The 26,748-nt window shown below is 73.3% G+C and carries 26 protein-coding genes, 1 pseudogene and 1 riboswitch; of the genes and pseudogenes, 20 read left to right on the top strand and 7 right to left on the bottom strand.

The window, feature by feature from the left end; all coding sequences use genetic code 11:
- A pseudogene (locus QJR14_05680) lies at nucleotides 1-959 on the bottom strand (molybdopterin-dependent oxidoreductase).
- Nucleotides 960-986: 27 nt separating this feature from the next.
- Between QJR14_05680 and QJR14_05675 the strand changes: the two are divergent.
- The 6 genes from QJR14_05675 (at nucleotide 987) to QJR14_05650 (ending at nucleotide 6,151) form a co-directional block, all read left to right on the top strand.
- Nucleotides 987-1,415, top strand: coding sequence for a hypothetical protein (locus QJR14_05675; protein MDI3317090.1), 429 nt, complete (start codon nucleotides 987-989; stop codon nucleotides 1,413-1,415).
- 150 nt (nucleotides 1,416-1,565) lie between these two features.
- On the top strand, nucleotides 1,566-2,102 hold the full coding sequence (locus QJR14_05670; GenBank protein MDI3317089.1) for a MarR family transcriptional regulator: 537 nt from the start codon (nucleotides 1,566-1,568) through the stop codon (nucleotides 2,100-2,102).
- On the top strand, nucleotides 2,099-4,210 hold the full coding sequence (locus tag QJR14_05665) for an MDR family MFS transporter (protein MDI3317088.1): 2,112 nt from the start codon (nucleotides 2,099-2,101) through the stop codon (nucleotides 4,208-4,210). The genes QJR14_05670 and QJR14_05665 overlap by 4 nt, the downstream gene beginning before the upstream one ends.
- Nucleotides 4,153-4,626 (top strand): hypothetical protein, encoded by a 474-nt coding sequence (locus tag QJR14_05660; protein MDI3317087.1) that lies wholly within the window; start codon nucleotides 4,153-4,155, stop codon nucleotides 4,624-4,626. The genes QJR14_05665 and QJR14_05660 overlap by 58 nt, the downstream gene beginning before the upstream one ends.
- Nucleotides 4,623-4,916 (top strand): hypothetical protein, encoded by a 294-nt coding sequence (locus tag QJR14_05655; GenBank protein MDI3317086.1) that lies wholly within the window; start codon nucleotides 4,623-4,625, stop codon nucleotides 4,914-4,916. Before QJR14_05660 ends, QJR14_05655 begins: the two co-directional genes overlap by 4 nt.
- Complete coding sequence (locus tag QJR14_05650; GenBank protein MDI3317085.1) at nucleotides 4,916-6,151, top strand: mannosyltransferase family protein; 1,236 nt, start codon at nucleotides 4,916-4,918, stop codon at nucleotides 6,149-6,151. The genes QJR14_05655 and QJR14_05650 overlap by 1 nt, the downstream gene beginning before the upstream one ends.
- Nucleotides 6,152-6,182: 31 nt before the next feature.
- Here QJR14_05650 and QJR14_05645 read toward each other — a convergent pair whose 3' ends face one another.
- The 4 genes from QJR14_05645 to QJR14_05630 form a co-directional block, all read right to left on the bottom strand.
- Nucleotides 6,183-6,983: a glycosyltransferase family 2 protein gene (locus QJR14_05645; GenBank protein MDI3317084.1), complete on the bottom strand. Its 801-nt coding sequence runs from the start codon at nucleotides 6,981-6,983 to the stop codon at nucleotides 6,183-6,185.
- Nucleotides 6,984-7,181: 198 nt separating this feature from the next.
- Nucleotides 7,182-7,796: a hypothetical protein gene (locus QJR14_05640; protein ID MDI3317083.1), complete on the bottom strand. Its 615-nt coding sequence runs from the start codon at nucleotides 7,794-7,796 to the stop codon at nucleotides 7,182-7,184.
- Nucleotides 7,797-7,857: 61 nt separating this feature from the next.
- On the bottom strand, nucleotides 7,858-9,969 hold the full coding sequence (locus QJR14_05635; GenBank protein MDI3317082.1) for an acetate--CoA ligase: 2,112 nt from the start codon (nucleotides 9,967-9,969) through the stop codon (nucleotides 7,858-7,860).
- Nucleotides 9,970-10,067: 98 nt separating this feature from the next.
- Nucleotides 10,068-10,868 (bottom strand): YwiC-like family protein, encoded by an 801-nt coding sequence (locus QJR14_05630; protein MDI3317081.1) that lies wholly within the window; start codon nucleotides 10,866-10,868, stop codon nucleotides 10,068-10,070.
- A gap of 150 nt (nucleotides 10,869-11,018) precedes the next feature.
- Here QJR14_05630 and QJR14_05625 point away from each other — a divergent pair, with 150 nt between their 5' ends.
- The 3 genes from QJR14_05625 (at nucleotide 11,019) to QJR14_05615 (ending at nucleotide 14,211) form a co-directional block, all read left to right on the top strand.
- Nucleotides 11,019-11,303: a twin-arginine translocase TatA/TatE family subunit gene (locus QJR14_05625; GenBank protein ID MDI3317080.1), complete on the top strand. Its 285-nt coding sequence runs from the start codon at nucleotides 11,019-11,021 to the stop codon at nucleotides 11,301-11,303.
- Nucleotides 11,300-12,553, top strand: a complete 1,254-nt coding sequence (locus QJR14_05620) for a 4Fe-4S binding protein (GenBank protein ID MDI3317079.1) — start codon at nucleotides 11,300-11,302, stop codon at nucleotides 12,551-12,553. The genes QJR14_05625 and QJR14_05620 overlap by 4 nt, the downstream gene beginning before the upstream one ends.
- Nucleotides 12,554-12,741: 188 nt before the next feature.
- A complete protein-coding gene (locus QJR14_05615) occupies nucleotides 12,742-14,211 on the top strand; it encodes an MFS transporter (protein MDI3317078.1) in 1,470 nt (489 codons plus the stop codon).
- Here QJR14_05615 and QJR14_05610 read toward each other — a convergent pair.
- Nucleotides 14,208-14,582, bottom strand: a complete 375-nt coding sequence (locus tag QJR14_05610; protein ID MDI3317077.1) for a hypothetical protein — start codon at nucleotides 14,580-14,582, stop codon at nucleotides 14,208-14,210. The genes QJR14_05615 and QJR14_05610 overlap by 4 nt on opposite strands.
- A gap of 207 nt (nucleotides 14,583-14,789) precedes the next feature.
- Between QJR14_05610 and QJR14_05605 the strand changes: the two genes are divergently transcribed.
- The 11 genes from QJR14_05605 to QJR14_05555 all read left to right on the top strand — a co-directional run bounded on the left by QJR14_05605 (nucleotide 14,790) and on the right by QJR14_05555 (nucleotide 24,992).
- Nucleotides 14,790-17,354, top strand: a complete 2,565-nt coding sequence (locus QJR14_05605) for a glycoside hydrolase family 31 protein (protein MDI3317076.1) — start codon at nucleotides 14,790-14,792, stop codon at nucleotides 17,352-17,354.
- Entirely contained in the window at nucleotides 17,336-18,457 is a 1,122-nt protein-coding gene (gene ugpC / locus QJR14_05600; GenBank protein ID MDI3317075.1) for a sn-glycerol-3-phosphate ABC transporter ATP-binding protein UgpC, read from the top strand. The genes QJR14_05605 and ugpC overlap by 19 nt, the downstream gene beginning before the upstream one ends.
- Before the next feature lie 155 nt (nucleotides 18,458-18,612).
- On the top strand, nucleotides 18,613-18,963 hold the full coding sequence (locus QJR14_05595; protein ID MDI3317074.1) for a PadR family transcriptional regulator: 351 nt from the start codon (nucleotides 18,613-18,615) through the stop codon (nucleotides 18,961-18,963).
- Nucleotides 18,950-20,200 carry an MFS transporter gene (locus QJR14_05590; protein MDI3317073.1) on the top strand — a complete coding sequence of 417 codons (1,251 nt, stop codon included), beginning with the start codon at nucleotides 18,950-18,952 and terminating at the stop codon, nucleotides 20,198-20,200. Before QJR14_05595 ends, QJR14_05590 begins: the two co-directional genes overlap by 14 nt.
- A 505-nt stretch (nucleotides 20,201-20,705) precedes the next feature.
- Entirely contained in the window at nucleotides 20,706-21,410 is a 705-nt protein-coding gene (locus tag QJR14_05585; GenBank protein MDI3317072.1) for a DUF459 domain-containing protein, read from the top strand.
- A gap of 90 nt (nucleotides 21,411-21,500) precedes the next feature.
- Nucleotides 21,501-21,605, top strand: a riboswitch (SAM riboswitch).
- A 105-nt stretch (nucleotides 21,606-21,710) separates the two neighbouring features.
- Nucleotides 21,711-22,517 carry an ATP-binding cassette domain-containing protein gene (locus QJR14_05580; protein ID MDI3317071.1) on the top strand — a complete coding sequence of 269 codons (807 nt, stop codon included), beginning with the start codon at nucleotides 21,711-21,713 and terminating at the stop codon, nucleotides 22,515-22,517.
- Nucleotides 22,510-23,163, top strand: a complete 654-nt coding sequence (locus tag QJR14_05575) for a methionine ABC transporter permease (protein MDI3317070.1) — start codon at nucleotides 22,510-22,512, stop codon at nucleotides 23,161-23,163. The genes QJR14_05580 and QJR14_05575 overlap by 8 nt, the downstream gene beginning before the upstream one ends.
- 96 nt (nucleotides 23,164-23,259) lie before the next feature.
- Nucleotides 23,260-24,192, top strand: coding sequence for a MetQ/NlpA family ABC transporter substrate-binding protein (locus QJR14_05570; protein MDI3317069.1), 933 nt, complete (start codon nucleotides 23,260-23,262; stop codon nucleotides 24,190-24,192).
- A 22-nt stretch (nucleotides 24,193-24,214) separates the two neighbouring features.
- A complete protein-coding gene (locus tag QJR14_05565) occupies nucleotides 24,215-24,415 on the top strand; it encodes an AbrB/MazE/SpoVT family DNA-binding domain-containing protein (GenBank protein MDI3317068.1) in 201 nt (66 codons plus the stop codon).
- 65 nt (nucleotides 24,416-24,480) lie between these two features.
- Complete coding sequence (locus tag QJR14_05560; GenBank protein ID MDI3317067.1) at nucleotides 24,481-24,762, top strand: hypothetical protein; 282 nt, start codon at nucleotides 24,481-24,483, stop codon at nucleotides 24,760-24,762.
- A gap of 8 nt (nucleotides 24,763-24,770) precedes the next feature.
- Entirely contained in the window at nucleotides 24,771-24,992 is a 222-nt protein-coding gene (locus QJR14_05555; GenBank protein ID MDI3317066.1) for a hypothetical protein, read from the top strand.
- Between the two features lie 384 nt (nucleotides 24,993-25,376).
- Here QJR14_05555 and QJR14_05550 read toward each other — a convergent pair whose 3' ends face one another.
- Nucleotides 25,377-26,639, bottom strand: coding sequence for an Nramp family divalent metal transporter (locus QJR14_05550; protein MDI3317065.1), 1,263 nt, complete (start codon nucleotides 26,637-26,639; stop codon nucleotides 25,377-25,379).
- Between the last annotated feature and the right edge of the window lie 109 nt (nucleotides 26,640-26,748).

Here is a 26,748-nt window from a genome sequence, read left to right as displayed (position 1 = left end):
ATGGAGCGGCCGCGGGTGAGCGCGGCGTTCTCGGCGAACTCGCGCGCCACGCGGATCGCCAGGCGCCGGTCGACGCCGGTGATGGCCTCCTGCCAGGCCGGGGTGTAGGGGCGGGGGTCGTCGTAGCCCGCCGGGTAGTCGCCGGGCAGGCCGCGTCCCAGGCCCGCCTGGGCCAGGAGCAGGTCGAAGACCGTGGTCACGTAGGTCCCGTCCGTCCCGCCCGGATCGGCGACGCGCACCGCGGGCACCGAGCGGCGCAGGAGGGCGGGCGCGCCGTCGCCGAAGTAGGCCAGCTCCACCGGCAGGACGGCCTCCTCCCGCCCGAGGAGCGTCAGCGCCGGGTCGACGGGGCGCCCGTCCCCCGTCTCCAGCTTCAGGTTCCAGCGCCCCTCCTCGCTCCAGCGGAAGCCGAGGCTGCCGTTGGGCACGGCCGGCGCGCCCGCGGCGGCGTCCCAGACCAGCGTCTTCCACTCGGCGTGGGGCTCCTCCAGACCCAGGTCGCTCGCCCGCAGGAAGCGGTCGGGCACCCAGGCCTCCCCGTGCTTCCGCAGCCGCACCAGGCAGGGCAGGTCGGTGTAGCGCCTGGCGTAGTCGGTGAAGTACGGCGTCTCGCGCTCGAGGTAGAACTCCCTCAGGATGACGTGGGTCATGGCCATGGCCAGCGCCCCGTCGGTCCCCGGCCGCGCCGGCAGCCACTGGTCGGCGAACTTGACCACCTCGGCGTAGTCCGGGCTGACCGCCACCACCTTCGCCCCGCGGTAGCGCGCCTCGACCAGGAAGTGCGCGTCCGGCGTCCGCGTCATGGGCACGTTGGTGCCCCAGACGATCAGGTAGGAGGCGTTGTACCAGTCGCCGCTCTCCGGCACGTCGGTCTGCTCGCCCCAGACCTGCGGCGAGGCCGGCGGCAGGTCGGCGTACCAGTCGTAGAAGCTGAGCATCACCCCGCCCAGCAGCGAGAGGACGCGCTGGTCGACGCGGGCGTGCTGGTGGTCTGCGCGGGAGGCGGCGGCATCCCGGTGGTGGAACGCCGCTCGGCGGAGGGCCGCATCCGCTACGAGGGCGCCGAGGGGGTCATCGACAAGGACCTGGGTGCCCAGCGCCTGGCGGTGGACGTGGGGGCGGAGCGCCTGGTCATCCTGACCGACGTAGCCCAGGCCTTCCTCCGCTACCGGAGACCGGATGCGCGGCCGCTGGGCCGGGTCGCCGCGGGCGAGGCGCGCCGCTATCTGGAGCAGGGCGAGTTCGCGGAGGGAAGCATGGGCCCCAAGATCAGGGCGGCCATCCGCTTCGTGGAGGCGGGCGGCCGCGAGGCCATCATCGCCGCGCTGACCGACGTGGAGCGGGCCCTGGCCGGGGAGAGCGGGACCCACGTCCTGCCGGACGCGGTTCCGGCCGAGGTCGGCCGGGCGAACTGAAGAGGAGCCGCGCGGCGGCTCCGCCCGGCCCGCCGGATGGCGCGGCCGGACGAGGCTGCCGCGTTCTATTTGCATTCCCGAAACAATCGACGTATTCTAACCGTCGTGACGGGTGGGCGTCTCAGCCGGAGCCGTCCGAGAGGGGAGCGTATGGGCCAGCGAGATCTCCAGCCGGGCTCTCAGGGGAGCGAGCGGCGCCGCCAGCGGATCATGCACAGCCTGCACGAGCTGCGCCGGCTGGCGATGCTGGGCCAGGGCGCCGACGCGTCCGGATGGCTGGCGCTCGACCTGACCATGGGCCAGGTGAAGGGGCTCTTCGCCCTCGTCCGTCACGGTCCCATGCCCGTCGGCCGCCTGGCCGAGGTGCTGGGGGTGAGCGAGCCGACCGCCAGCGCGCTGGTGGACCGCCTGGTCCGCCTGGAACTGGCCCGTCGCGAGGAGGACCGCCGGGATCGCCGGCGGACGCTGGTCTCGCTCAGCGCGCGGGGGGAGGAGCAGGTGGCGGCGCTCCGCCACGGGAGCCAGCGCTGGCTCGAACGGTCGCTCGACCTCCTGGCGGACGAGGACCTCGAGGCGCTGGCGCGGGGGCTGGAGGCGCTGACCCGGGCCCTGGACGCCCTCGTTGCGGAGGGGGCCCGCCCGGACCGCAGGACGAGTACCGTGCAGGCTTCAAGGAAGGACGGGTGATCGAGTTGTCTACCGCGGATCGGGAGCGGAGGAGCCGCGCAGGGGAGGGTGGCTCGGTCCGGATCGAGGAAGGGCAGAGCCTTCGCAGCTCCCTGAGCCGTGAGCGCCTGGTGCTGGTGGTGGCGGCGGCGATGCTGGGGATGCTCCTGTCCGCGATCGATCAGACGGTGGTCGGTACCGCGATGCCGCGGATCATCGCGGATCTGAACGGGCTGGAGCACTATTCCTGGGTCTTCACCGCCTACATGCTGGCTTCCACGGCGACGGTGCCGCTCTATGGGAAGCTGTCCGACGTCTACGGGCGGAGGCCCTTCTTCCTGCTGGGGCTCTTCCTCTTCGTGGCCGGCTCGGCCCTCTCGGGCCAGAGCCAGAGCATGACCGAGCTGATCCTCTTCCGCGGCCTGCAAGGCCTGGGAGCGGGCGCCATGATGCCCATCGTCATCGCCATCATCGGCGACATCTTCCCGCCCGCCGAGCGGGGCCGGTGGCAGGGGCTGATGATGGCGGTCTTCGGCCTGGCCACCATCGTCGGGCCGACGCTGGGCGGGTGGATCACCGACCACTGGACGTGGCGCTGGGTCTTCTACGTCAACCTGCCGGTGGGCATCGTGGCCATGGTGATCGCGGCGATCGCCCTGCCCAGCGTGGGCCTGCGGCGCCAGCACCGGATCGACTACCCCGGGGCCGCCGTGCTGATCGCGGCGGCGGTGCCGATGCTCCTCGGGTTCAGCTGGGCGGGCACGGAGTACGCCTGGGGCTCGCCGCAGATCCTCTCGCTCTTCGCCGGCTCGGCGGTCATGTGGGTGCTCTTCTTCTGGCTGGAGTCGCGGGCGGAGGAGCCGATCATCAGCCCGTCGCTCTTCCGGAACAGCATCTTCACGATCTCGATGATCGCGACGTTCATCGTGGCCGGGGGGCTCTTCGGCGGGGTGATGTACCTGCCGCTCTTCATGCAGGGCGTGATCGGCGACACGGCCACCAACTCGGGCACGCTGCTGACGCCCATGATGCTGGGCTTCATGGCCTCCAGCATCATCGGCGGCCAGCTCCTCTCCCGGACCGGGCGGTACAAGATCATCTCCCTGGTGGGCTTCGCCGTTGCCGCCGTGGGCATGTACCTGAATGCGCGCCTGGACGTGCACGCCACCAACGGCGAGGTCATCCGCAACATGATCATCATGGGCCTCGGCATGGGCGTGCAGATGAGCCTCTTCACCATCGTGGTCCAGAACGCCTTCCCCTTCCGCCGCCTGGGGGAGGTGACGGCCAGCCTCCAGTTCTTCCGCTCCATCGGCGGCACCATCGGCGTCGCCGTCCTGGGCACGCTGATGACCAACCGCTTCCAGACGGAGCTGCACAGCCGGATCCCGCCGGCACTCAGCCAGCTGATGCCGGCCGGGAAGCTGGCCGCCCTGGAGAATCCGCAGGCCCTTCTCTCGCCCCAGGCGACGGCCGAGATGCAGAAGGCCTTCGCCCACTTCGGCCCGCAGGGCGAGCTCCTCTTCCGGCAGCTGATGCAGGCCATCCGGGAGAGCCTGGCCGTCTCCATCACCGAGCTCTTCGCGGTCGGCACGGCGGCGCTCGTGGCGGCCTTCGTGGTCACCCTCTTCCTCAAGGAGATCCCGCTGCGGCGCTCGCATGAGCCCGGCGGCGCCGCGACGGAGATGGAGATGGAGACGGAGGAGAGGGCGCAGGAACTGGCCGGCGGGGAGGAGGCGAGGATGGTCCACATCCGGCTCCTTCTCGGCTCGCTCTTCGCCATCCTGGCGGGGACGGCGCTCCGCTCGGAGGCGGACCGCGGCCTGCTCGAGGCGCTGGCCGCGCTGGAACGGCAGCCGGCCGGGGGGCCGGCGGGAGCGGCGGCGGGAGACCGGCCCGCCCAGGAGGTGGAAGAGGCGGGCCGCCGCGTGGCCCGGGAGCTCCTGCTTCCTGCCGCCCGCGCCCTGTTGGACCCCTGGCTGGCTGCAGCGGGGGAGTTCCGGGAGATCGGGGCGGCGGGGACGTCGGCGGCGACGGCGGTGCGGATCTTGCGCGACGGGGGGGAGAACCGATGGAACGAAGGCGCGCCGGTATCGGGAAAGATCTTTGGGGGATCGGCGCCAGCCTAGCCGCGCTCCTGGGCGGCTTCTGGCTGATGGTCGCCCCCTGGGCGCTGGCCTTCCAGCCCCGGGGAGCCGACTGGAACGACGCCACGCTCAATTCGTTCTGGAGCGGGCTCGGTGTTACCGTGGTGGCGCTGGCAGGCGTCTTCCTCTTCGGCGCCACGCTGGTCTCCCAGCTGCGCGCGGCCGGCGCGCTGCCGCGGCCGAAGCGCCGCGCGCAGGCGGGGCCGGAGCGCGAGGCGGCCGAGGGGCTGACGTCGGAACGCCTGGAGGAGGCGCTCGTGCCCCTGGCGGCGCGGCTGCTGGAGGAGCTGGCCAGCCAGCAGCGGTCCGCCGGCTCCGACGCGCACCGGGACGAGGACCGGACCGGCGCCGCGCTCTACCGGGGGACGGGAAGCGCAGAACGGGGTGAGTCGCTGTGAATCGGATCTCGGCGGGCTTCTGGGCCCTGCTCGTGCTCTTCCTGGGAGGGCTCTGGCTGGTGCTCTCGCCCTTCGCCCTGGTGGCCAGCCAGCCGGCCGGCCGGCCGTGGACCGCCGCCACCATCTCCAACGTTGCTGCCGGCGGCGGCCTGACGCTGGTCGCACTGGCGGGCATGGTCGGCTACCTGGCCTTCTGGCTGCGGGACCTGCTGGCGGCGGCCGGCGGGACGAGCGAGGAGCGGACGGCCGGCCCGGAGGGCGAGAGCGGCTCGCCGGTCGGCCGCAGCTGATGGAGGAAGGGACCCAGGCACTCCCCGGGCGGCTTCGCCCGGGTGAGGCGTGGGGGCGGATCGGCCTCATCGCCGCCGCCTGGGCCGGGTCGCGGCTGGCGCTCAGCTTCATCGGCTGGGCGGCCAGCCTCCGCATTCCGGGGGGCCGTCCGGCACAGCCCTGGCCGCTCTCCCAGGCGCCGCTCCTGTTCACCATGTGGGACCGGTACGACTCCCAGTGGTACCTGGAGATCGCGCGCTACGGCTACTTCGGCTTCCCGGTCCGGAGCCACTACTCGCCGGAGGCCTTCTTTCCCCTCTACCCCCTTCTGATCGGCCTGGGCGAGCGGCTGACGGGACTCCCCGGCGCGGTCCTGGGGGTGCTCCTCTCCAACCTCTTCCTGCTCCTGGGGCTGATCCTGCTCGACCGCCTGGTGGCGCGCCGGCTGGGCGAACGGGTGGCGCTCCGGACGGTCCTCCTGCTGCTGCTCTTCCCCACCTCCTTCTACTTCTCGGCGATCTACACCGAGGCGCTCTTCCTCTTCGCCACCGTGGCCGCCTTCTGGGCGGCGGACCGGGAGCGGTGGTGGTGGGCGGGGGTGGCGGGCGCGGCGGCGGCCCTGACGCGGAACCTGGGGATCCTCCTGGTGCTGCCGCTGGGATGGCTCGCCCTGGAGCGGTACCGGTCCGGGCCGAGCCTGCGCCGGGCGGCGCCCCTTCTCCTGATCCCGCTGGCCTTCGCGCTCTGGGCGGGCTTCCTCTGGCTGGAGAGCGGGGACGCGCTCCGCTTCGTCCACGCCGAGGCCGGCTGGAACCGGCACCTCGCGGCCCCCTGGGTCGGCCTGGCGACGGCGGTCGACCGGGTGGTGACGCCGCCGCCGCCCGCCCACTGGCCGCTGGGCGTCTATGTCAGCGGCTGGCGGCCCCAGTTCGCCCCGCTCTACAGCACCATCGACGGCCTCGCGGCGCTGGCGGGGCTGCTGCTGCCGTTCCTGGGCCGGCGCTGGGGGCAGCCCCGGGCGTGGGCGCTCTGGGCGCTGATCGGGGTCCTGGTGCCCATGTCGGCGCCGACGCTGCACTCCATGACGCCGCTGGCCAGCATGTCCCGCTACCTCGTGGTGCTCTTCCCCGTGGCGGTGACGCTGGCCCAGGCGGCCGAGCGCCGCCCCTGGGTGGAGGTGGCGCTCTTCTCCAGCCTGCCGCTGGTCCAGGCCTTCTTCTTCACGCTCTTCACGACCTGGAACTGGATCGCCTGACCGCGCGCCGGGTTCTCCGGCGCCCGCCGGCTCAGCGGTCGCCCCGGGGGCGCTTGACGCCGGCCGCCCACGCTCCGGGGGCCTTCTTGGCGTCGTGGGCGCCGCGGCGGAGCGAGAGGGCGAGCCGGGCCAGCTCGCGGAAGGCGCGCAGGATCACGCGGGGGTCGTTCCCCGTCGCCCGCCCGGCGGTGCGGGGGAAGTGGCGGACGGGGAGCTCCAGCAGCCTGTAGCCCAGGCGCCGGACCTGGGCCAGCATCTCGGCATTGACGGTGGCGCCGCTGGAGGTGATGGTCAGCCGTCGGAGGACGTCGGCGCGGTAAAGCTTGAAGGCGCAGTCCACGTCGCGGACCGGGACGCCGAGGAGGAGTCGCACCAGCATGTTCCAGCCGGCGGCGTTGAGCCGGCGCAGCGGAGGATCGCGCCTCCTGGCCCGGTAGCCCACCAGCACGTCCGCCCTCTCCCGCCGGGCGAGGAAGCCTTCCAGGTCGCGGATGTCGAACTGGCCGTCGGAGTCCATGAAGAAGACCCAGCGGCCTCTGGCCGCCGCGAATCCGGTGCGGAGCGCGGCGCCGTAACCGCGGTTCCGGGTATGGCGGAGCAGGCGGATCGCCGGGTTGGCCTTGGCGATGCCGGTCACCACGGCGCCGGTCCGGTCCCGGCTGCCGTCGTCCACCACCAGCAGCTCGTACTCCAGCCCCCTGCCCTCGAGGAAGCCGGTCACCTGCTCCAGGGTGTCGCCGATGTTGGCTTCCTCATTGTAGGCGGGGAGGACCACGCTGAGCTCGGGCTGTCGGCTGGCGTCCGGCGTCTCGTCCCTCGGTTCCCCGTCCATCCGGTCGGCAACCTCCCCGGTCGCGAACACCAACAACCTACCGCGGCGGCTCGAGCAAACCAAGTCCACCGGTCCGGAGGAAGCCCCGCGCCCCGGACTTCCTCCCGGCTCCGTCTTCCCCGGCGGAAAGGGCGAGCGCCCCGTGGCGCTCGCCCTTTCCGCTTGCGATTCCCGGTCAGGCCGGGGAGCCTCGGAGGCTCAGTTGCTGCTCGTGCCGCCGGGCGGCGTCGCGGTCTGCGGGGTGGTCTGGGGCGTGGTCGGGGGCGCCGCCTTGCCGGGGCGTCCGAGGGTGGTGCGCTGGAAGTTGGTCTCCAACCGCTGCTGCAGCTCGGTGAGGATGCGGTCCCTCTCCTGGGCCGTGAGCACGCCCTGCTGCACGCGCACGTCCAGCGCCGCCTTGGGTGCCGCCAGGACCGCGTCGATCAGCGACTGGAGCGAGACGCCCTTGGACTGGGCGATCTGGGCGACGGACTGGCCGCTCTGCCGGGCCTGGATCAGCTCCTGCACGGTCATGCCCAGCTCCTTGGCGACCACCGCGGGCCCGCTGTTGATCCAGGTGGACCGCTCCCCGCGCGCCATCATCCTCCAGGCACGGCCGTGGCCCGCACCCTGCGCGGGCCCGGCACCCGGAGCCGCCTGCCCGGGGGCGGGCGTCGTCGCGTCGACCCAACTCGGCTGCGCCACCGTCTGGGCCACCGGAGCCGGGAGGCCCGCCGCATGGCCGGTGCCGGTCAGGAGCGCCCCGGCCAGGACACCTCCGCCCAGCGCCGCGACCAGGGTGATCACCGCGATCAGCTTCATCGATCGGGACAAGCTCTCTCCCTCCTTCGCGATTAGCTTGCCCCCGCGCCTTCAAACCGCTGTCGCCCTCATGTCAAGATTTTGTGGAAGGTTCCGCCCCAGCCGCCGGCCGGACCGTCGCCAGGACCACCTCCAACGCCTCCGGGTTCTCGAGGGCGGAGGTGTCGCCGTGGACGCTTCCTTGATCCACCGCCTCCCGCAGCAGGCGTCGCATGATCTTGCCGCTCCGCGTCTTCGGAAGCGTGGGGACGACGTAGATCCGCTCCGGCCGGGCGATGGGCCCGATCGCGTCCACGATCCGCCGGCTCAGCTCGGCGGCGAGGGCCGCCTCCTCCACGCCCTCTCCGTCGCCCGCGGCGCGCCGCGGCACCACGAAGGCGATGGGCACCAGGCCCTTGACGGGGTCCGTGGCGCCGACGACCGCCGCTTCCGCGACGCGGGGATGGTCGAGGAGCGCCGCCTCCATCTCCATGGTGCTCAGGCGGTGACCGGCGACGTTGATCACGTCGTCCACCCGGCCCACCACCCAGATATGCCCGTCGTCGTCCTGCACGGCCGCGTCCGCCGTGAAGTAGGCCCCTGGGAAGCGCCGGAAGTAGGTCTCCAGGTAACGGCCGTGGTCGCCCCAGACGGTGCGCGCCAGGGAGGGGAAGGGGTGGGTGATGATCAGGTAACCCTGCTTCCCCGGCGGCAGCGGAGCGCCATGCTCGTCCACCACGCGGGCGACGTATCCCGGCAGCGGCTGGCCGGCGGAGCCCGGCTTGGCCGGCGTCAGGCCGACCATCGAGCAGGTCCAGGCGGTCGCGGTCTCGGTCTGCCCGTAGGTGTTGTTGATGAAGAGCTCGTCGCCCGCCGGCCGCCCCTTCCCCAGGTGGTCGCGAACCCAGTTCCAGGTCTCCGGGTCGAGCGGCTCGCCCACCAGGGCGATCAGCTCCAACCGGGAGAGATCGTGCCCCTCCAGCCCCGCCTCACCCAGGCGGCGAAGCATGCGGAGCGCCGTCGGCGCGGTGAAGAGCTTGTTGACGCCCCAGCGTTCGACGATGCGGTAGAGGCGGTCGGGCGTCGGCCAGTCCAGCGCACCCTCGTAGACCACCTGGGTGACGCCGTGGGCCATCCCTCCGACCAGCGCGAAGATCGGGAAGGTGAGCCAGCCCACATCGGCCGTGCACCAGTACACATCCTCCGGGGTCAACCCCAGCGCCCACTTGACGTTGGCGTAGGTACCGACCAGGAAGCCCATCCCGGCGTGGACCACGCCCTTCGGCTTCGACTCGGTACCGCTGGTGTAGATGATGAATCCGGGTTCGTTGGCCTCCATGGGTTCCGGCGGGCAGTCGGGGGAGGCCGCGGCGACCAGCTCGTGGTACCAGAGATCCCTGCCCGGCGTCATCGGGAGTTCGACGCCGGTGTGCCGGACCACCACGACATGCTCGATGGAGGAGATCCCCGCGGCCGCCCGCTCCAGCGTCGCCTTGAGCGGGAGCACCTGGCCGCGCCGGCGGCTGCCGTCGGCGACCACCACCACCTTCGGCTGGGCGTCGAGGAGCCGCTGGCGGACCGCCTCCGCCGAGAAGCCGGCGAAGATGACGCTGTAGAGCGCGCCGATCCGGTAGCAGGCGTGGACGGCGACGAAGACCTCGGGGATGTTCGACATGTAGATGGCGACCACGTCGCCGCGCCCGACGCCCAGCGCCCTGAGCGCGTTGGCCAGGCGGCCCACCTCGTCCAGCAGCATGCGGTAGGTGAGGACGCGCGTCGCGCCGTCCTCGCCCTCCCAGAGGATCGCCGCCTGATTCCCCCGGCCCGCTCGCACGTGCCGGTCGATGCAGTTGGTGCTGACGTTGCCCAGCCCGCCCACGAAGTAGCGGAAGTCGGGCAACTCCCCCTCCCTTCGCACCTGCCAGGGGCTGAACCATTCCAGCTCGGAGGCGACCTCGGCCCAATACGCATCCGGGTCGACCCTGGATCGCTCCCACCAGGTCTCGAAGGCGGCCACCGAGGAGAAGGCCGCCTTGGCGCGGAGACTCCGGCCCGGCGGTACCAGCCGGTTCTCCAGGAGGCGCCGGACCCCTCCGGCGGCCGGCTCCTCCCCGGATGGGACCGGTTCCTCGCCGGGGCCGGAGCCGCCAGCCACCGCCGTTCCCCTGCCGCGATCCTCCGCCTCCGCCATCGACACGACGAACACCTCCCCCCACCCGACCTGTCGGTCGCGAGATCAGGGGGAAGCTTCGCATGCCGAACACGATTTTCCTTCGGCGAACCGCGGTGTCGTTGCGAAAAAAGTCAAGCGGACGCGATCAAAACCGACCCGAGGATCAGCCAGAGGATCCCGGACGCGGTCTCCTCCAGCCCGATCCGCTTGAAATCGGCGCGTGCCTCCGGCCGGCGCGCGGTAGAGGCCAGATGGAGAAGCTCCGGCGCCCAGGCCAGCGCGGCCCGGCCCGGGACCCCCGTGATCGGCTCCAGGGCGGTCAGGACGAGAGAGAGGAGAACGGCGCCGCCAGCTGCGGCCGCCAGCAGGAGGAAGGCGGAGCGGCGACGCTCCGCCTCGGGGGTGTGCTCCCGCCGCCAGGTGACGAAGCGGTCGACGTGGAGGGTTCCGAGGCCGAAGGGCATCAGGGCGAGGAGCCAGAGTCCCAGCTGGAAGGCGGGCGGGCGTCCCAGCGCCGCGGCCAGGGCGGGCGCGCCCGCCGTCAGGCCCGCCACGCCGGCCAGCTCGCGGAACAGGGCCCGGCGGGGCGTGATCCGGCGGACCCGGGAAAAGGCGAGTTCCGCCGCCAGCACCGCCGCCGCCAGCAGCGCCCAGCCGGCCAGGGCGAGCGAATGCGAACGGAGGAGGGCGGCCGCCCCGGCGACCGCGGCCCCCGCCAGCGGCACGGCCACCGTCCAGGTGGCGGCGGCGCCGCGCAGGCGTTGGCGGAGCGGCTCGCGGCCGAGGAAGAGCGCCACCATCGCCAGCAGCGTCCAGCCGGCCGCCGGCGCCCAGGCGCGCAGCGCCAGCAGTGGCAGGGACGCGGGCAGGACCAGCATCACCCACGAACCATGCTCGCGGGGAAGGGGGAAGCGCCTGCCGTGCAGCTCCATCACCTCCGACGCGATGGTAGTCCGGGCGCGGGCGGATCGGCTCACCCGAAGGGGCGGCTCTCGGCCCCGACGTGCGACCGGTTCTCGCCTGCTCGGGTGATGCCCGCGGGGCGTCCGGGCGTCTAGGATGGTCCGAAAGGTGGGATCGCCGTGTGGGCTCGGGATCTGCTCGCCCCCTGGCATCTGGTCGTCCTTCTGGCCATCGTCCTCATCCTCTTCGGCCCCAGCCGGCTTCCGGAACTGGGGCGCTCGATCGGCGAAGGCATGCGGGCCTTCCGCTCCGCCACGTCCGGCGAGACCGGCGAACCGTCCGGCTCGGTCCCCGGAACGACGTCGGCGCCGGCGGCCTCCTCGCCGGCCGGCCCCGCCGGACCGGCCGCCCGCAGCGACCCGCCGGCGGAGGCCGGCGATGAAAGGAAGCAGGGCGGCATGTGAGCCAGCCGCTGGGCGATCCACTGGACGCGCTGGAACGGCTCCTCGGGCGCTTCGGCCGCCCGCCGGTCCGGTTCGAGCCGGGCCGCTGCACCCGCGCGCGGCATCGCCTCTCGAGCTGCCGCGCCTGCGTGGACGCCTGCCCGGCCCAGGCCATCCGTCTCGGAGCGGCGGGCGGCCCGGAGGCGCTCCTCGTGGACGGCGAGTGTTGCCGCGGTTGCGGCCTCTGCCTGCCGGCCTGTCCGACCGCCGCGCTTCAGCCGGCGCCGGCGGAGGCGGCGGATCCGTTTCAGCTGGCCGACGTGACCGCCTGCGCCGCCGTCGACGCCTCCCGCCTGCCCCCCTCGGCCCGCCAGGCCGGCTGCCTGGGTTCGCTGGAGCCGGTGGCGCTGCTCGAAGCCACCGCCCGGCCGGTGCTCCTCCTCCACGGCGACTGCGCTCGCTGCCCCCTGACCCGCGGCCGCCAGGCGTTCGACCGCCACCTGGAGGAAGCGCGGGAACTGGCCCGCTGGAACGGCCTCGAGCTGGCGCTCACGCTCCGCCAGGAAGCCTCCACCGGCCTCGACCCGGAGGGGCGGGCGCCGCGGCCCTCGCGCGCGGCGCCGCGCCTCTCCCGCCGTGATTTCTTCCGCCTCGGGCGGCAGGAGATCCGGGAGGATGCCGCGCTGGCCCTGCTGCCCGAGGAGAAGCCGCGCCTCTGGAGCGGCGGCCGGCTGCCCCACGCCACCGACCGCCGCCGGCGGGAGCTGGCCCGCTGGCTCCCCTTCGGACCGGAAGCGCGGGTGTCGACCCCGGCGGGTGCGCCGCACCCTCGGCCCGGCCTCCTTCCCGTCTGGCGCCTCCATCTGGAGCGGGAGCGCTGCCCAGGCTGCGGGCTCTGTGCCGAGCTCTGCCCCGAGGGTGCGCTCGGCTGGCGGCTCGCGCCGGCGACCGGCGGCTCCGCCCCACCCGCCCGGCAAGCGGCTCCGTTTCCCGGGAGCGAGCCGGCGGCCGTACCCGTTCCTGCGGAACTGGCCTTCGACCTCTGGCGCTGCGCCGGGTGCCGCCTCTGCGAGGAAGCCTGCCCGACCGGCGCCCTTCGCCTCACCCAGGCCGACCTCCCGCTCGCCCCCGAGCCCGTCGCCCTCCTGGGCGGCCACCGGGCGCGCTGCCGGCGCTGTGGGCAGCAGTTCTTCTCCCCGCGCCCCGAGCCGCTCTGCAGGAGCTGCCGCCCCGACGCGGCGGAGCTGCTGGAGGGGCTCCCCGAACCCTGACCGTTGCCCGGAGCCGAGGCGAACCCCGGTCGGCCGCGTCCCGGGACCGGCCCTCGGTGCTACCCTGGAGCCGTGGCGCCTGCGGGCGATCCCCGCAGGCGGAGCACACGTTCGGGGAGGGAGAAGGGACGGAGCGAGAGCGCGTCGCGACTGCCCCGCGGCCGGAGCCCCGTCCCGACCGCTGGAGCATCCTGGCCGCCGTCGTCCTGGGCGGGGCCATGGGCCCTGTGGACGGCAGCGTGATGAACGTGACCATGCCGGTGATCGCCGGCGAGTACAGGGTCGGCCTGGCCGCCGTCAGCTGGGTGGTGATGGTCTACCTGCTGGTGATCGGCTCGACCCTCCTGGGCTTCGGCCGCCTGGGCGACATGTGGGGCTACCGGCGAGTCTTCCGGGCGGGGCTCCTGGTCTTCACCCTGGGCTCCGCCGCCAGCGGCGCCGCGCCCACCTTCCCGCTCCTGCTGGTGGCGCGGGGGATCCAGGCGCTGGGGGCGGCCATGTTCATGGCGGTCGGTCCCGCCATCCTGACCGCCGTCTTCCCTCCGTCGGAGCGGGGGAGGGCGCTGGGCTTCAACGGGATGGCGGTGGCGGCCGGGCTGGCGCTGGGACCGACGCTGGGCGGTACGCTGACCGAGCTGCTCACTTGGCGCTCGGTCTTCTACATCAACCTGCCCATCGGCCTGGCCGCGCTGGTCTGGACGGGCCGCGTGCTCCCCGACGGACCCCGGCGGGGAGGCCAGCGCTTCGACCTGGCGGGCTCGGGGCTTGCCGTCGTCGCGCTCGGCGCCCTCCTCCTGGCCGCCAGCGAGGGGGAGAGCTGGGGCTGGGGGTCGCCGGCCGTCCTCGCGGCCATGGCGGGCGGCCTGATCGTCGGGCTCCTCTTCGTCCTCTGGGAGCGGCGGACGCCGGAACCGATGCTGGACCTGGCGCTCTTCCGCAGCCGCACCTTCAGCGCAGCCTCGGCGGCGGGGCTGCTCAGCTTCGTGACCCAGTTCCTCATGACCTTCCTGATCCCGTTCTACCTGCAGCAGCTGCTGCGCCTCGACCCCTTCCGCGCCGGCCTGGTGATGACCGCCCACCCGCTGATGGTGCTGGCGGTGGCGCCGGTGGCCGGGGCGCTCTCGGACCGGATCGGAACCCGCTCGCTGGCCTTTGCCGGGCTGGCTCTGTCGGCGACCGCGCTCCTCCTTCTGACGGGGCTGGGGCCCGCCGCGGCTCCGTGGGAGGTGGCCTGGCGGATGGCCGTCTTCGGGCTGGGGGCGGGGCTCTTCCAGGCGCCCAACAACAGCGCGGTGATGGGGGCGGCGCCGCGGTCGCGGCTGGGGATCGCTTCCTCGGTGCTGGCCACGGTGCGGAACGTGGGTATGGTGCTGGGCGTGGCGCTGGCCGACGCTGTCTTCACCGCGCGCCGCTCGGCCTGGGCGGCGACCCTCGCCGGCCAAGGGCTCGACGCGGCGCAGGCGGGCCGTCTCGCCTTCTGGATGGGATTGCGGGACGCCTGGCTGGCCGGCGCACTCCTCGCCGCCCTGGGGGCCGTCCTGTCGCTCCTGCGGGAATCGCGCGCCCCTGCGGGAGGGGCGACGGCGCGAGAGGAGGCGGAGCCTCCCGTGGGCGGGCGAGGCCGCGCGCCGGCGGCCGGGGAGGAGCCGGCGCCCTAGGGCTGGGGGCCGACCCGGGGCCGGAAGAGCGGTTGCGAGGTGGTCTCGTGGGGGTGGAGCGCGCCCTCGTGGGCCAGGTCCAGCACCTCCTGCCACGGCGTCCCTTCCTCCACGTCGAGGAAGCGGATCCCCGCCTCCCGGGCCTGCTGGTAGGAACGGTCGCAGAGGGCCTCCGGGACGACGCAGACCACGTCGGCCCCCATCTCGACCAGCTGGCGGACCGTGGTCGGCCTCCGGTCCTTCTCCAGGTCGTGGCCGCGGTTGTGCTCGATCTCCACCCGGCCGCTCTCAGTGTCGAAGAGGACGATCTCCGACCCGTCAGGAAGGCGCGTGATCCGCCACTGCTCGTCGATCACCGCTGCCATGCGCATCTCCACCGACCTCCCGAACTTCCGCTGTCCCGCCTTTCCCCCGCCTTCCCTCCCGGCGGCGGGGGTCAGCCGTCATCATAGGCCCGTCGGGCCGCGGTGCCAAAGGAGGCGTCAGCGCGCCGGTCTGGCGGGATGGCCCGCTGACGGCTACCCTCGGACCATGGGAGGCGTCGCTCTTTGTCACAGCGGAAGGCAAATGAACCGGAGATGTCGACGATGACCGCCGCGGAGGCGCGGGACGGTGCCGGACGGCTGCTCCGGCTCGAGGCGCGGCGCGACGGGCGGAGCGGCCCGGCCGAGGAGATCGAGCTGGAGGCGGCGACGCCCCATGTGCTCCGCCTCCGCTGGCGACGCGGTGGAAGCGGGCGGCTGGAGCCGCTGCTCGACGGGCGGCCGGTCTGGCTCGACCCCGGATTCCGGCCGAGAGGGCGGTTGCGCCGGATGCGCAGCCGCGACGGCTGGCTCGGGCTGAGCACCGGCGCGCTCCGGCTGGAGCTGCAGCCGGAGCCGTTCGCGCTCCGCGTCCGCGACCGGCGCGGGCGGCTGGTGGCGGACTTCGGGCCGGGCGCCCTGGAGGAGGCGGAGGGCGAGCTGCGCCTGCGGATGCGCGCGCTGCCCGGGGAGCGATACGTGGGCCTCGGGGAGAAGGTCGGCTTCCTCGACCACCGCGGGAAGCGACTGGAGGAATGGTGCCGGGACGTGCTGCCGCACCTGCCCGACACCGATCCGCTCTACCAGGCGATCCCCTTCCTGATGGTGCTGCGGCCCGTGGGGGCGGAGGCGGCGCGGAGCGTCGGCCTCTTCCTGGCCAGTACCTGGCGGACGAGCTTCGACCTGGCCGCGCGCGACCCCGAGGCGCTCCGGCTGGGCGTCGACGCGCGGGCGGGCGGGCTGGAGCTCTGGCTGGTCGCGGGCCCCGAGCCGGCGGCGGTGCTGGAGCGGTACACCGAGCTGACCGGGAGGACGCCGCTCCCGCCGCTCTGGGCGCTGGGCTACCACCAGTCGCGCTACAGCTACTACCCCGAGCCGGCGGTGCGCGAGCTGGCGCGGGGCTTCCGCGAGCGCGGGATCCCCTGTGACGCCATCCACCTGGACATCCACTACATGGACGGCTACCGGGTCTTCACCTGGGATCCGGAGCGCTTTCCCGAACCGGAGCGGATGGCGCGGGATCTCGCCCGGGACGGCTTCCACCTGGTGACCATCCTCGACCCGGGCGTCAAGGTCGACCCGGACTACCGGGTCTACCGGGAGGGGCTGGAGCGCGACGTCTTCTGTCGGACGCGCGAGGGCGAGGTCTACCGCGGCGAGGTCTGGCCCGGGACCACCGCCTTCCCCGACTTCGCCCGGCCGGAGGTGCGGCGCTGGTGGGGCGACCTCCACCGGGGGCTGCTGGACCGGGGCGTGGACGGCATCTGGAACGACATGAACGAGCCGGCCGTCTTCGACGGGCCCGGCAAGAGCATGCCGGAGGACGTGACGCACCGCGACGAGCGCGGCCGTACCCTCCCCCATGCCGCCGTCCACAACGCCTACGCCCTCCTGGAGGCCGAGGCGACGCGCCAGGGGATGCTGCGGGCCCGGCCGGACGAGCGGCCCTTCCTCCTGACGCGGGCCGGCTTCGCCGGCATCCAGCGCTACGCGGCCGTCTGGACCGGCGACAACGCCAGCTGGTGGGAGCACCTCCAGATGGCGACGCCGATGCTGCTGGGGCTCTCCCTCTCGGGAGTCCCGTTCGCGGGGACGGACATCGGCGGCTTCCTGGGCGACAGCTCGCCGGAGCTGTACGCGCGCTGGATCGAGCTGGGCGCCTTCAGCCCCTTCTGCCGCACCCACACCGCGCTCGACACCCGGGCGCAGGAGCCCTGGTCCTTCGGACCGGAGGTGGAGGCGATCGCCCGCCGCTACATCCGCCTCCGCTACCGGCTCCTGCCCTACCTCTACGCGCTCTTCCGCGAGGCGGAGCGGACGGGGCTGCCGCCCCTGCGCCCGCTCTGGCTGGTCTTCCCGGAGGACCCGGGCTCGCACGGCGTCTGGGACCAGTTCCTCCTGGGCGAGCAGCTGCTGCTGGCGCCCGTCGACCGGCCGGGCGCGCGCCGGCGGCCGGTCCACCTGCCGCCGGGGCGGTGGCGGGAGGCCTGGAGCGGGCGCTGGCACCGGGGACCGGCCGACATCCTGGTCGAGGCGCCGCTGGACCGGATCCCGGCCTTCATCCGGGAGGGCGCCGTCCTTCCCCTGGGGCCGGCGGTCGCGCACACCGGCGAGCTGGCCGACCCGGCGGCAGGGCCGCTGGAGTTCCACGCCTACCCCGGGCCGCGGGCCGGCAGCGGCCGGGGCCCGGCGCGGTCCGGGAGCAGCCGGGCGGTGGCCGAGCTGAGGCCGGCGCTCTATGAGGACGATGGCCGCTCCTTCGCCTACCGGCGGGGCGAGTGGCGCGAGAGCCGGCTGACCCTCGAGCGGCTGCGCCCGAGGGCGGAGGGGGCGGGAGAGGGGGCCCCGGCCGGCCCGGCTACCGCGGGACGGGAGGCCGCCGTGCAGGAGGCGCTGCGGGTGAGGGTCGAATCAGAGGGGCGTTACGCCTCGTCGCGGAAGGAGCGCTGGCTCGTCCTCCACGACGCGGCGCGGGTGCTGGGCGGGCGCCCGGAGGTGCAACCCGGCTGGCGCTACGACGAGGGCGAGGATCGGCTGTGGGTTCCGCTTCCTCGGGCGGCCGAGGCGGGGGAGGCGGAGCGGGTGGAGATGGAGGTGCGAGCATGGCGCGCGTCGAGCTGAAGCAGGTGACCAAGCGCTTCGGGCAGGTGGAGGCGGTCCGGCAGGTCAGCCTGGAGGTGCACGACGGCGAGTTCATGGTCCTGGTCGGCCCCTCGGGCTGCGGCAAGTCGACGCTTCTGCGCATGATCGCGGGGCTGGAGGAAGTGACCGAGGGCGAGGTCTGGATCGGCGACCGCATGGTCAACGAGCTGCCGCCCAAGGACCGGGACGTGGCCATGGTCTTCCAGAACTACGCGCTCTATCCGCACATGAACGTCTACGAGAACATGGCCTTCGGCCTGCGCATGCGCAAGGTGCCCAGGCAGCAGATCGACCGGCGGGTGCGCGAGGTGGCGGAGAGCCTGGGCCTGGCGGAGCTGCTCCAGCGGCGGCCGCGGGAGCTCTCGGGCGGCCAGCGGCAGCGGGTCGCGCTGGGACGGGCGATCGTGCGGGAGCCGCAGGTCTTCCTGATGGACGAGCCGCTCTCCAACCTGGATGCCCAGCTGCGCGTCCAGACCCGGACCGAGCTGATCCGTCTCCACCAGCGCCTGGGGACGACCACCATCTACGTCACCCACGACCAGGTGGAGGCCATGACCATGGGCAACCGGATCGCGGTCCTCCACCACGGCCGGGTGCAGCAGGTGGCCACCCCGGTGGAGCTGTACGACCACCCGGCCAACATGTTCGTCGCCGGCTTCATCGGCTCGCCGCAGATGAACTTCGTGCGCGGGCGGATCGAGCGCGACGAGGAAGGGGTCCGCTTCCGCTCCAGCGGCCTCGACATCCGCCTTCCCGCGCGGCTGGCGGAGCTGGCCGCCGACCACCACGGCCGCGAGATGGTGCTGGGCGTCCGGCCGGAGCACGTGGTGGTGGAGCCGGAACGGGTGGCGGCCCTGGGCGAGACGGCCTTCGACGCGGCGGTGGAGGTGGTCGAGCCGTTGGGGGCGGAGAGCTACCTGCACGTGACGGCGGGGGAGGACCGGTTGACGGTCCGCACCCAGCCCGACATCCGCACCGGCATGGGAGAGCGGCTCCGCCTGGCGATCGAGCCGGAGCGCATCCACCTCTTCGACGGCGAGTCGCAGGAGGCGCTCGGCGTCCCGGTGGCCCGCGCCGCCTGATTCCCCTTCCCGTCCCGCCTTCCTCCCACCCTTCTCGGGGTCGCGGGCCGGCTCCCGGGGTGGGCGTCTTCGTGCTGATTAGTGCATTACGCATATAAGTGCGAATTGCAGTATGCTGGATTCGGCCCGCCGACGGGGAGGGGAGGACGGATCGCTTGGAGCGGATCCAAACCCGGGGCCGCCACTTGCCGGCCTTCGTCCTGCTGGCCGTGCTCCGGTGCGGCCGGATGCACGGCCGGGGGATCGATCTCTGGCTGAGCGCCCATCTTCCAGGCGGCTGGCAGGCGGACCAGCCCAGCGTCTACCGGACGCTCCGCGACCTGGAGTCGGCGGGTGCCGTGGAGTCCGAGTGGCGGACGGGCCGCGGGGCCGCCGCCCGGGAGTACACCATCACGCCTCGGGGCCGGGAGCTCTTGCGGGAGTGGAGCGAGGAGATCCGGCGGAGCCGGGACAACCTGGACTTCTGGCTCGAGGCGTGGAAGGAGGCGGAGGATGTCCGGGGCTGAAGTCGCGACGGGAGGGGCGGCGGGCGCGCGCCAGGCTGCGCGGGCCAACGTCGCCATCGCCGCCCTGGGGCACTTCCTGAACGACCTGTATGGCAACATCTATCCGACGCTGGTCCCGCTGCTGATGGGACCGCTGCACATGACCGTGGCCATGGCCGCCTGGGTCACCTCGGCCAACGGCCTGACGGCGGCCCTCCTCCAGCCCGTCTGGGGCTATCTGGCCGACCGGCGGGGAGGGCTGCGGGTCCTGCCCTTTGCGCTCCTGGTCGGGGCGGCCGCCGTGGGCCTCCTCGGGCTGGCGCCGAGCTATGCCGCTCTGCTCGCACTGGTCTTCATCGCCGCCGCCGGCAACTCGGCCTTCCATCCGCCGGCCGCCGCCCTCGTCCACGATTCCAGCGGCGAGGCGCGGGGGCTCTGGATGTCGGCCTTCATGGTGGCGGGCAACATCGGCCGCGCGCTGGGGCCGACCGCGGCCGCCCTGGCCGCGATGATCGCGGCGCAGCGGAGCGTGGGGCTGGTGGCGCTGCCCGGGATCCTCGTCGCGCTCTGGATCGCCGGCGCCATCGGCCGGGCGTACAACGGCCGCGAGGCGGAGGGCGACGGCCACACCGGCCACGGGGCGCAGGGCGCCGACGCGCGGACGCTGGCCCGGGCGCTCTCCGAGCGGGGCGTGGCGGCGCTCTTCCTGCTGCTGATGTCGGCCTCGCGCTCCATCGTGACCACGGCGGTGATCGCCTATCTGCCCATCCGCTACAAGCTCTCCGGCGGTCCCGTGCTGCAGAGCGCGGCCTTCATCGGTGTCATGCTGCTGGCGGGAAGCCTCGGGAACGGGCTCGGCGGCGCGCTCTCCGACCGGGTGCCGCGAACCGCGGTGGTGGCGGTCGCCTCCGTGGCCAGCGCGCTCTTCCTGGCCCTCTTCATCAGCGCCCGGGGTCCGCTGGCGCTGGTGCTGCTGGCGCTGGCCGGCTTCACCGCCATGAGCGTCAGCTCGGTGGTGATCGTCATGGGGCAGGAGCTCTTCCCCGATCACGTGGCCACGGCATCCGGCCTGGTCCTGGGCTGGGGGAACGCCGTCGCCTCGCTGGGGGCCGGGTTGCTCGCCTTCGTGGCCCAGACGGCCGGCATCGACGCGGCCCTCTACGCGTCCGCGGCGATCGCGGCCCTGGGGACGCCGCTGGCGCTCCTCTTCCCGGCGGTGCGGCGCCGGTCGCTCGGGCGCGCCGGCGCTCCCGCCTAGGCGGCGCGAGGGCGGGCCGGGACCGGCCGGGAGCGGTTCGCCCCGGCCCATACCGGCCCGCCCCGTTCGAGCGCCTCTGCCCGCGCGGATCGCCAGGCCTTTCCGGGCGGAACCTGCCGAATCCGGCAGGAAGCGCCGCTCGGGCCTGTCGAACCTCTCGTGCGGCGGTCGATCCTAATCCATCCTTCCGGTGCCGGACGGCTCCACGTGAGGCGACGATTCCTCGCCAGCGGGAGGTCCACCACGGATGCGGCAAGCGGTTCACCGGCGAGGCGCGATATGGCTTGCAGCCGGACTGGCGCTGGGTCTCGGGATCGCCTGCGCCGTGGCGGTGGCCGATACCGGACCCTCCCGCTCGCGATCCGCCGGGCTCCGGTCCGTGTCGGAGGCGTCGCCTTCCCGGAGCGTGGCGGGGGAGAGGCCGAAGACCCCTGGCGCGACCCGCCCGGCGAGCCCGCTCGGGCCGGCGCCCCTTGCCCAGCCGAGCCCGGATCACCCGCTCACGGTGCTCGTCATCGGCGACTCACTCGGCATGGACCTGGGGTTCGGTCTGCGCGACGTCATCGGAAGCCGGCCCGACGTCCGGCTGCTCCTCAAGGCCGTCGGCTCGTCCGGGCTGGTCAACAGGGCGTACTACGACTGGCCCGCCGTCCTCGAGCGCGAGCTGGCCGACCTCCACCCGCAGGTGGTCGTCGCCATGTTCGGCGGAAACGACGCGGTCAGCTTCATCGACCAGGGGGCGTACGTGCGCTTCGGCAGCGAGCCCTGGCGAAGGGCGTACGGGGCCAGGGTGGCCGCCGTGATGGACGAGGCGACGCGGGCGGGTGCGCGCGTCGTCTGGGTGGGCATGCCCGTCATGTCGCCCGCGGCGGTGCTGTCGAACACGGCCATGCAGGAGCTCAACGGCGTCTACGAAGCCCAGGCGGAGGCCCACCCCGGCGTGATCTACGTCTCGTCCTGGGAGCTCTTCCAGGACGCCTCAGGAAGGTACACGCGCTACATCCGGGACTCCTCCGGCGTCCTCCAGGACGTTCGCGCCCCCGACGGGGTGCACATCGCCACGCCGGCGGGGAACGCGCTCCTCGCCTCGGCCGTGGTGGCCGCACTCGGCCGGAGCGAGGGCATCCGCCTCTGCCCCGCCAAGAGCCCCTACTGGGACTGGCAGCAGTTCGACTGCCCGCCGGCGAAGCCGGTCGCCCCGCAGCCCTGACCCTCGTCACCCGCCGACGGCACCTGTTGACTGCGGCGGGACGGCCCGGTAGACTGCTTTGCGCGTGAACCGAATATCGACGCGAAGCACCTCCCATCGAGAGCAGGCGGAGGGACTGGCCCGATGAAGCCCGGCAACCGGCCACGTTGGTGGCAGCGGTGCTAACTCCTGCGGCGGTATGCCGAAAGATGAGAGACGCGGACGGTGCCCCTCGCGTGCGAGGGGTTTTTTCGTATCTCCGCGACCGGGCGGGAGGCCGCAGGCGGGGCGGCGCGACAGCGCGGGAGGAGGATCGGTGCGGTGACGGGGCAGGCGGCGGAGGCCGCGGGACGACCGCCGGTACTGGCGGTCCAGGGCCTGAGCAAGCGGTACGGGCCGAGGAAGGCCCTGGAGGAGGTCAGCTTCGAGCTGGCCCGCGGCGAGGCGCTGGGGGTGGTCGGCCGGAGCGGGGCGGGAAAGAGCACCCTGATCCGCTGCATCGTCGGTCTGGAGCGCCCGGAGAGCGGCTCCATCCGGCTGCAGGGCCAGGAGGTGAACCGCCTCCGCGGCCGCGCCCTGCGTGCGGCCCGGCGGAAGGTGGGCATGGTCTTCCAGCACTTCAACCTTCTCGCTTCCAGGACGGCGCTGGGGAACGTGCTCCTGCCCCTGGAGCTGGCGGGCGTCCGTCGCGCCGAGGCCGAGGCGCGCGCCAGGAACCTCCTGGCGCGCGTGGGCCTCAGGGGCTGGGAAGAGGCGTACCCGGCCCAGCTGAGCGGGGGCCAGAAGCAGCGGGTGGGGATCGCCCGGGCCCTGGCGCTGACGCCCTCGCTCCTGCTCTGTGACGAGCCGACCTCGGCGCTGGACCCGGCCACGGCCACGTCGATCCTGCGGCTCCTGGACGAGATCCGGCAGGAGTACGGGGTGTCCATCCTCCTGGTCAGCCACGACCTGAGCGCGGTCCGGGCGGTCTGCTCGCGCCTGGTCGTGCTGGAGTCCGGGCGGGTGGTGGAGAGCGGCCCGGCCGAGCGCCTTCTGCGACAGCCCCTCTCGGTGGCGGCGCGGCAGCTGCTGGCCGCGGTACCGGCCGCGGTGCCGGGCCCGGCGGAGGCGGGGGCGGGCGATGCCTGACCTGACGGCGCAACTTCTTCAAGCGACGCTGGAGACGCTCCACATGGTAGGCCTGAGCCTTCTCCTGGCGGTGGCGGCCGGGCTCCCCCTCGGGACGCTGCTGGTCGTCCTCGACCACGGCCTGATCGCGCCCATGCCCGTGCTCCAGCGGGCGCTGGCCGCGGTGGTCAATGTGGGGCGGTCGGTCCCCTTCCTGATCCTGATGGTGGCTCTCATCCCCTTCACCCGCTGGGTGGCCGGAACCTCGATCGGCACCTCGGCCGCCGTGGTGCCCATGGCGGTGGGCGCCACGCCGTACGTGGCCCGGCTGGTGGAGGGGTCGCTCCGGGCCGTCGACCGGGGCGCGGTGGAGGCGGTGCTGGCCATGGGAGCCAGCAGCTGGCAGGTGGTCTGGAAGGTGCTCTGGCGGGAGGCGCTGCCGGATCTGGTCCTGGCGATCACCGTGGCCGCCGTCTCGCTGGTGGAGTATTCGGCCGTCGCCGGCGCCGTGGGCGGCGGGGGCTTGGGGGACCTGGCCTACCGCTACGGCTACCAGCGCTACGAGGTGAAGGTCCTGCTCTGGGCCATCGTCGTCCTCGTGGTCCTGGTCCAGGTGATCCAGTTCACGGGCGACCGCCTGTCCCGACGGCTCGACCACCGGGGCTGAGCGCGCGGGGCGAGCGGCGCAGGGAGATCCTGGAGGTCTCCGCTTCGAGATGGGGAGATGGTCCGGACATTCGACGCAGCGAGGAGGCAGCAGAGGATGGAGGAAGTCACGGTGAAGCACGAACGGAACCCGGAGTCGGGGCGCGGCCTTCTCCGGCTGACACGCCGGCTGGGCGGGGCCCTCCTGCCGCTGGCGCTGCTGGCCGCGGCCTGCGGCGGGGCGGGGAGCGCCGGCACGGCCGGGCAGGCCGTGCCGGGGAGCGGGGCGAAGGCCGCCGGCCAGGCCGCCACGGTGCTCAAGGTGGGCGCCACCGCCGTGCCCCACGGCGAGATCCTGCAGCAGGTGGTCAAGCCGCTCCTGGCCAAGCAGGGGATCCGGCTCCAGGTGGTGGAGTTCTCGGACTATACCCAGATCAACCCCGCCTTGAAGGACGGCAGCCTGGACGCCAACTACTTCCAGCACCTGCCCTACCTGGACGACTGGAACAGCCACAACGGCGGGGGCCTCGTGGCCATCGCCAAGGTGCACATCGAGCCCATGGGCCTCTACTCCAACCGGATCACCTCGCTGGGCGGGCTGAAGGACGGGGCCACCGTCGCCATCCCCAACGACACCACCAACGGCGGGCGCGCGCTCCTCCTGCTCCAGTCCGCCGGCCTGATCCGGCTCCGACCCGGGGCCGGCTCCTCCGCGACGGTCGCGGACGTCGTCCAGAACCCGCGCCATCTCCAGATCCGCGAGCTGGCGGCGGAGATCCTCCCGCGCGCCCTGGACGACGTGGACCTGGCGGCCATCAACACCAACTACGTGCTCGAGGCCAGGAAGGCCGGGCTTCTCAAACATCCCGGCGCCCTGTACCTTGAGAGGGCGGACTCGCCGTTCGCCAATGTGCTGGTGGTGCGGAAGGACGACGTGGGGAAACCGGCCGTCGAGGCGCTGGCCAGGGCGCTGGTCGGGCCCGAGGTGAGGGCCTTCATCGAATCGCACTACAGGGGGGCGGTGGTCCCCGCCCAGCAGCTCCTGCACTGAACCGGGGAGGGTGAAGGCTGCCATGGCGGCTGGAAGCGGAAACGGTGCCCCGGAGGAGCCGCGGCTGGTCGCAGTCCGCATCGACCCCAAGGGTCGCATCGTCCTGCCGCCCGTGGTGCGCCAGGCGCTGAGGGTGAAGCCCAACCAGTCGCTCTTCCTCCTGCTCCGGGAAGGGCACGTGGTCCTCGGCACCGACCCCGAGCGGTTGAGGAGCCTGGTCTGACCGCCGCGGGCTGGACCGGCCGCCGGGGGAGGAGTAGCATGCGCGGGTGATCGAGCGCGCGCGAGGTGAGGAGCACGGCCGACAGGCAGGTGGTCTCGGTCGGCCTGGGCACCAGCCGGCGGGATCACACCGCCCTTCTCGAGCTCCTGGGAGAGCGGATCCAGGTGCGCCGGCGGGGCTTCGACGGTGACGTGGAGGCGGCGGAGCGGGCGGTCGCCGAGATGGACGGCCGGGTCGACGCCATCGGGCTGGGAGGGCTGGACGCCTACCTCTACATCGCGGGCGACCGCTACGCGATCGCCGACGGGGAGCGCCTGCTCAAGGCGGCGCGGCAGACGCCGGGCTGAAGGTGCTGATGGTCTCCGCCCTGGACCGCTACGGCATGGCGGAGGCTCTCGAGGCAGCGGGCTGCAGCGTCACCTACGGCGACCTGATGTTCGGTCCCGGCATCCCCTACCCGATCCGCTCCCTGGAGGAGCTGAGGAAGTTCGCCCGCCGGCTGGCGGGCGAGATGGTCAAGCTCCCCATTGGTCCTGGACCTGGCCGCCGAGGAAGGGGGTGCGGACGCCCTTGGTGAGCGCGGATGAGATGGGCCGCATCCTGGAGACCTTCGCCGAGCGGTTCAACGCCAACCCTTCGACCGGATCCGCTTCGCCCTGCCGCTGGCCACCCACCCCGGGGGGCCGGCGGCGGTGGCGCAGGGTGTCGCCCTGGGCCTCTTCCTCTTCGTCGGCTTCGAATGGGTGACCCCGCTGGCCGAGGAAGTGACCGACAACGCTCTGATCGCGCGCGGGATGAGCCTGGCGGTGCTCCTCCTCACCTTCCTGACGGCGGGCTGGCCGGCGCTCCTCATCCTGGGCGGCGGCTCCGATCCACGGGGTCCGGGGGCGGGGCGGCCGGGCGGTGAGGGGGGGACCCGCACACCGCCCCGCGCCTGCGCCGCCCCGGCGAGCTCCTCGCCTCAGGCCCGTCCCATCAGGCCGGGGAGGAGGTTCTGCGCCAGGAGCAGCAGATCGATGCCGATCAGCAGCGCCGCCCCGATGCCCACCAGCAGGTTCTGGACGCCGGAGTTGACGTGCTCGCCCATGACGGCGCGGTCGTTGACCAGGATCATCATGAAGATCAGGACCAGCGGCAGGAAGATCCCGTTGACCAGCTGGGAGACCAGCATCAGCTCGATCAGGTTGAGCCCGGGCCAGAGGACGAGGAGCGCACCCAGGAGGATGAAGGCGGTGTAGAGGCCGAGGAAGGCGGGCGCCTCGCGGAAGCGGCGCCCGACACGGGACTCCCACCCGAACGCTTCGGCCACCACGTGGGCGGTGGAGAGCGGGACCACCGAGGCCGACAGCGTGGCCGCGTTGAGCAGCCCGACGGCGAAGAGGAGCGAGGCGTAGTGGCCGGCCAGGGGCTCCAGCGCCCGCGCGGCCTCGGCCGCCGTCTCGATGCGGATGCCGGCCGGGAAGAGGACGGCGGCGCTGGCCACGATCATGAAGAGCGAGCCGGGAAGGAAGTTGGTCATGAAGGCGCCGATGTAGGTGTCGGCGCGCGAGGCCGGGTAGTCGTCCCAGGTCAGCCCCTTGTCGACGGTCAGCGCCTGCTGGTAGAAGATCATCCACGGCGCGATGGTGGTCCCCACCGCGGTCATCAAGAGGTTGACATAAGCCGGATCGGCCTGCACCGACGGGCGCACCAGGTTCCGGAAGACGGCGCCCCAGTCCGGGTGGGCCAGCCAGGCGGAGGCCGGATAGGCGAAGTAGACCACGGTGAGGGCCAGCATCACGCGTTCCACGCTGCGGTAGCTCCCGCGCACCACCAGCCACCAGACGAAGACGCCCGCCAGCGGCACCGCCAGCCAGGCGGGGATGCCCAGAAGCTGGCTGGACGCCGCCACGCCGGCGAATTCCGCCAGGATGGTGCCGAAGTTGGTCAGGACCAGGAGGGTCATCACCAGGACCGTGACGCGGAGTCCGAACCGCTCGCGGATCAGGTCGCCCAGCCCTTTGCCCGTGGCCAGACCCATGCGCGCGGACATCTCCTGGACCAGCGCCAGCAGGATGGTCATGGGGATGAGCGTCCAGAGCATGCCGTACCCGTAGCGGGCTCCCATCACCGAATAGGTGGTGATGCCGCCCGGGTCGTTGTCGACGTTCATGGTGATGATGCCGGGACCCATCACCGCGAGGAAGGCGAGGAGCTGGTCCCGGAGGCGCAGCCTGCGCTCCAACGGCGGTCACCCCCATCCGATCCAGGTGGATTCTCTCCCGGGACCGGGGGAGGCTCGCGCGGGTCGGCGCCGGCTTCCGCGAGCGGCGATGCCGGGTGGAGCCCGTGTC

The organism is Bacillota bacterium (assembly GCA_029961055.1).
Classification (GTDB): Bacteria; Bacillota; Sulfobacillia; order JAIMAT01; family JAIMAT01; genus JAIMAT01.
Note: the sequence above shows the minus strand (reverse complement) of the source record. Positions and strands in the feature narration are given on the sequence as shown.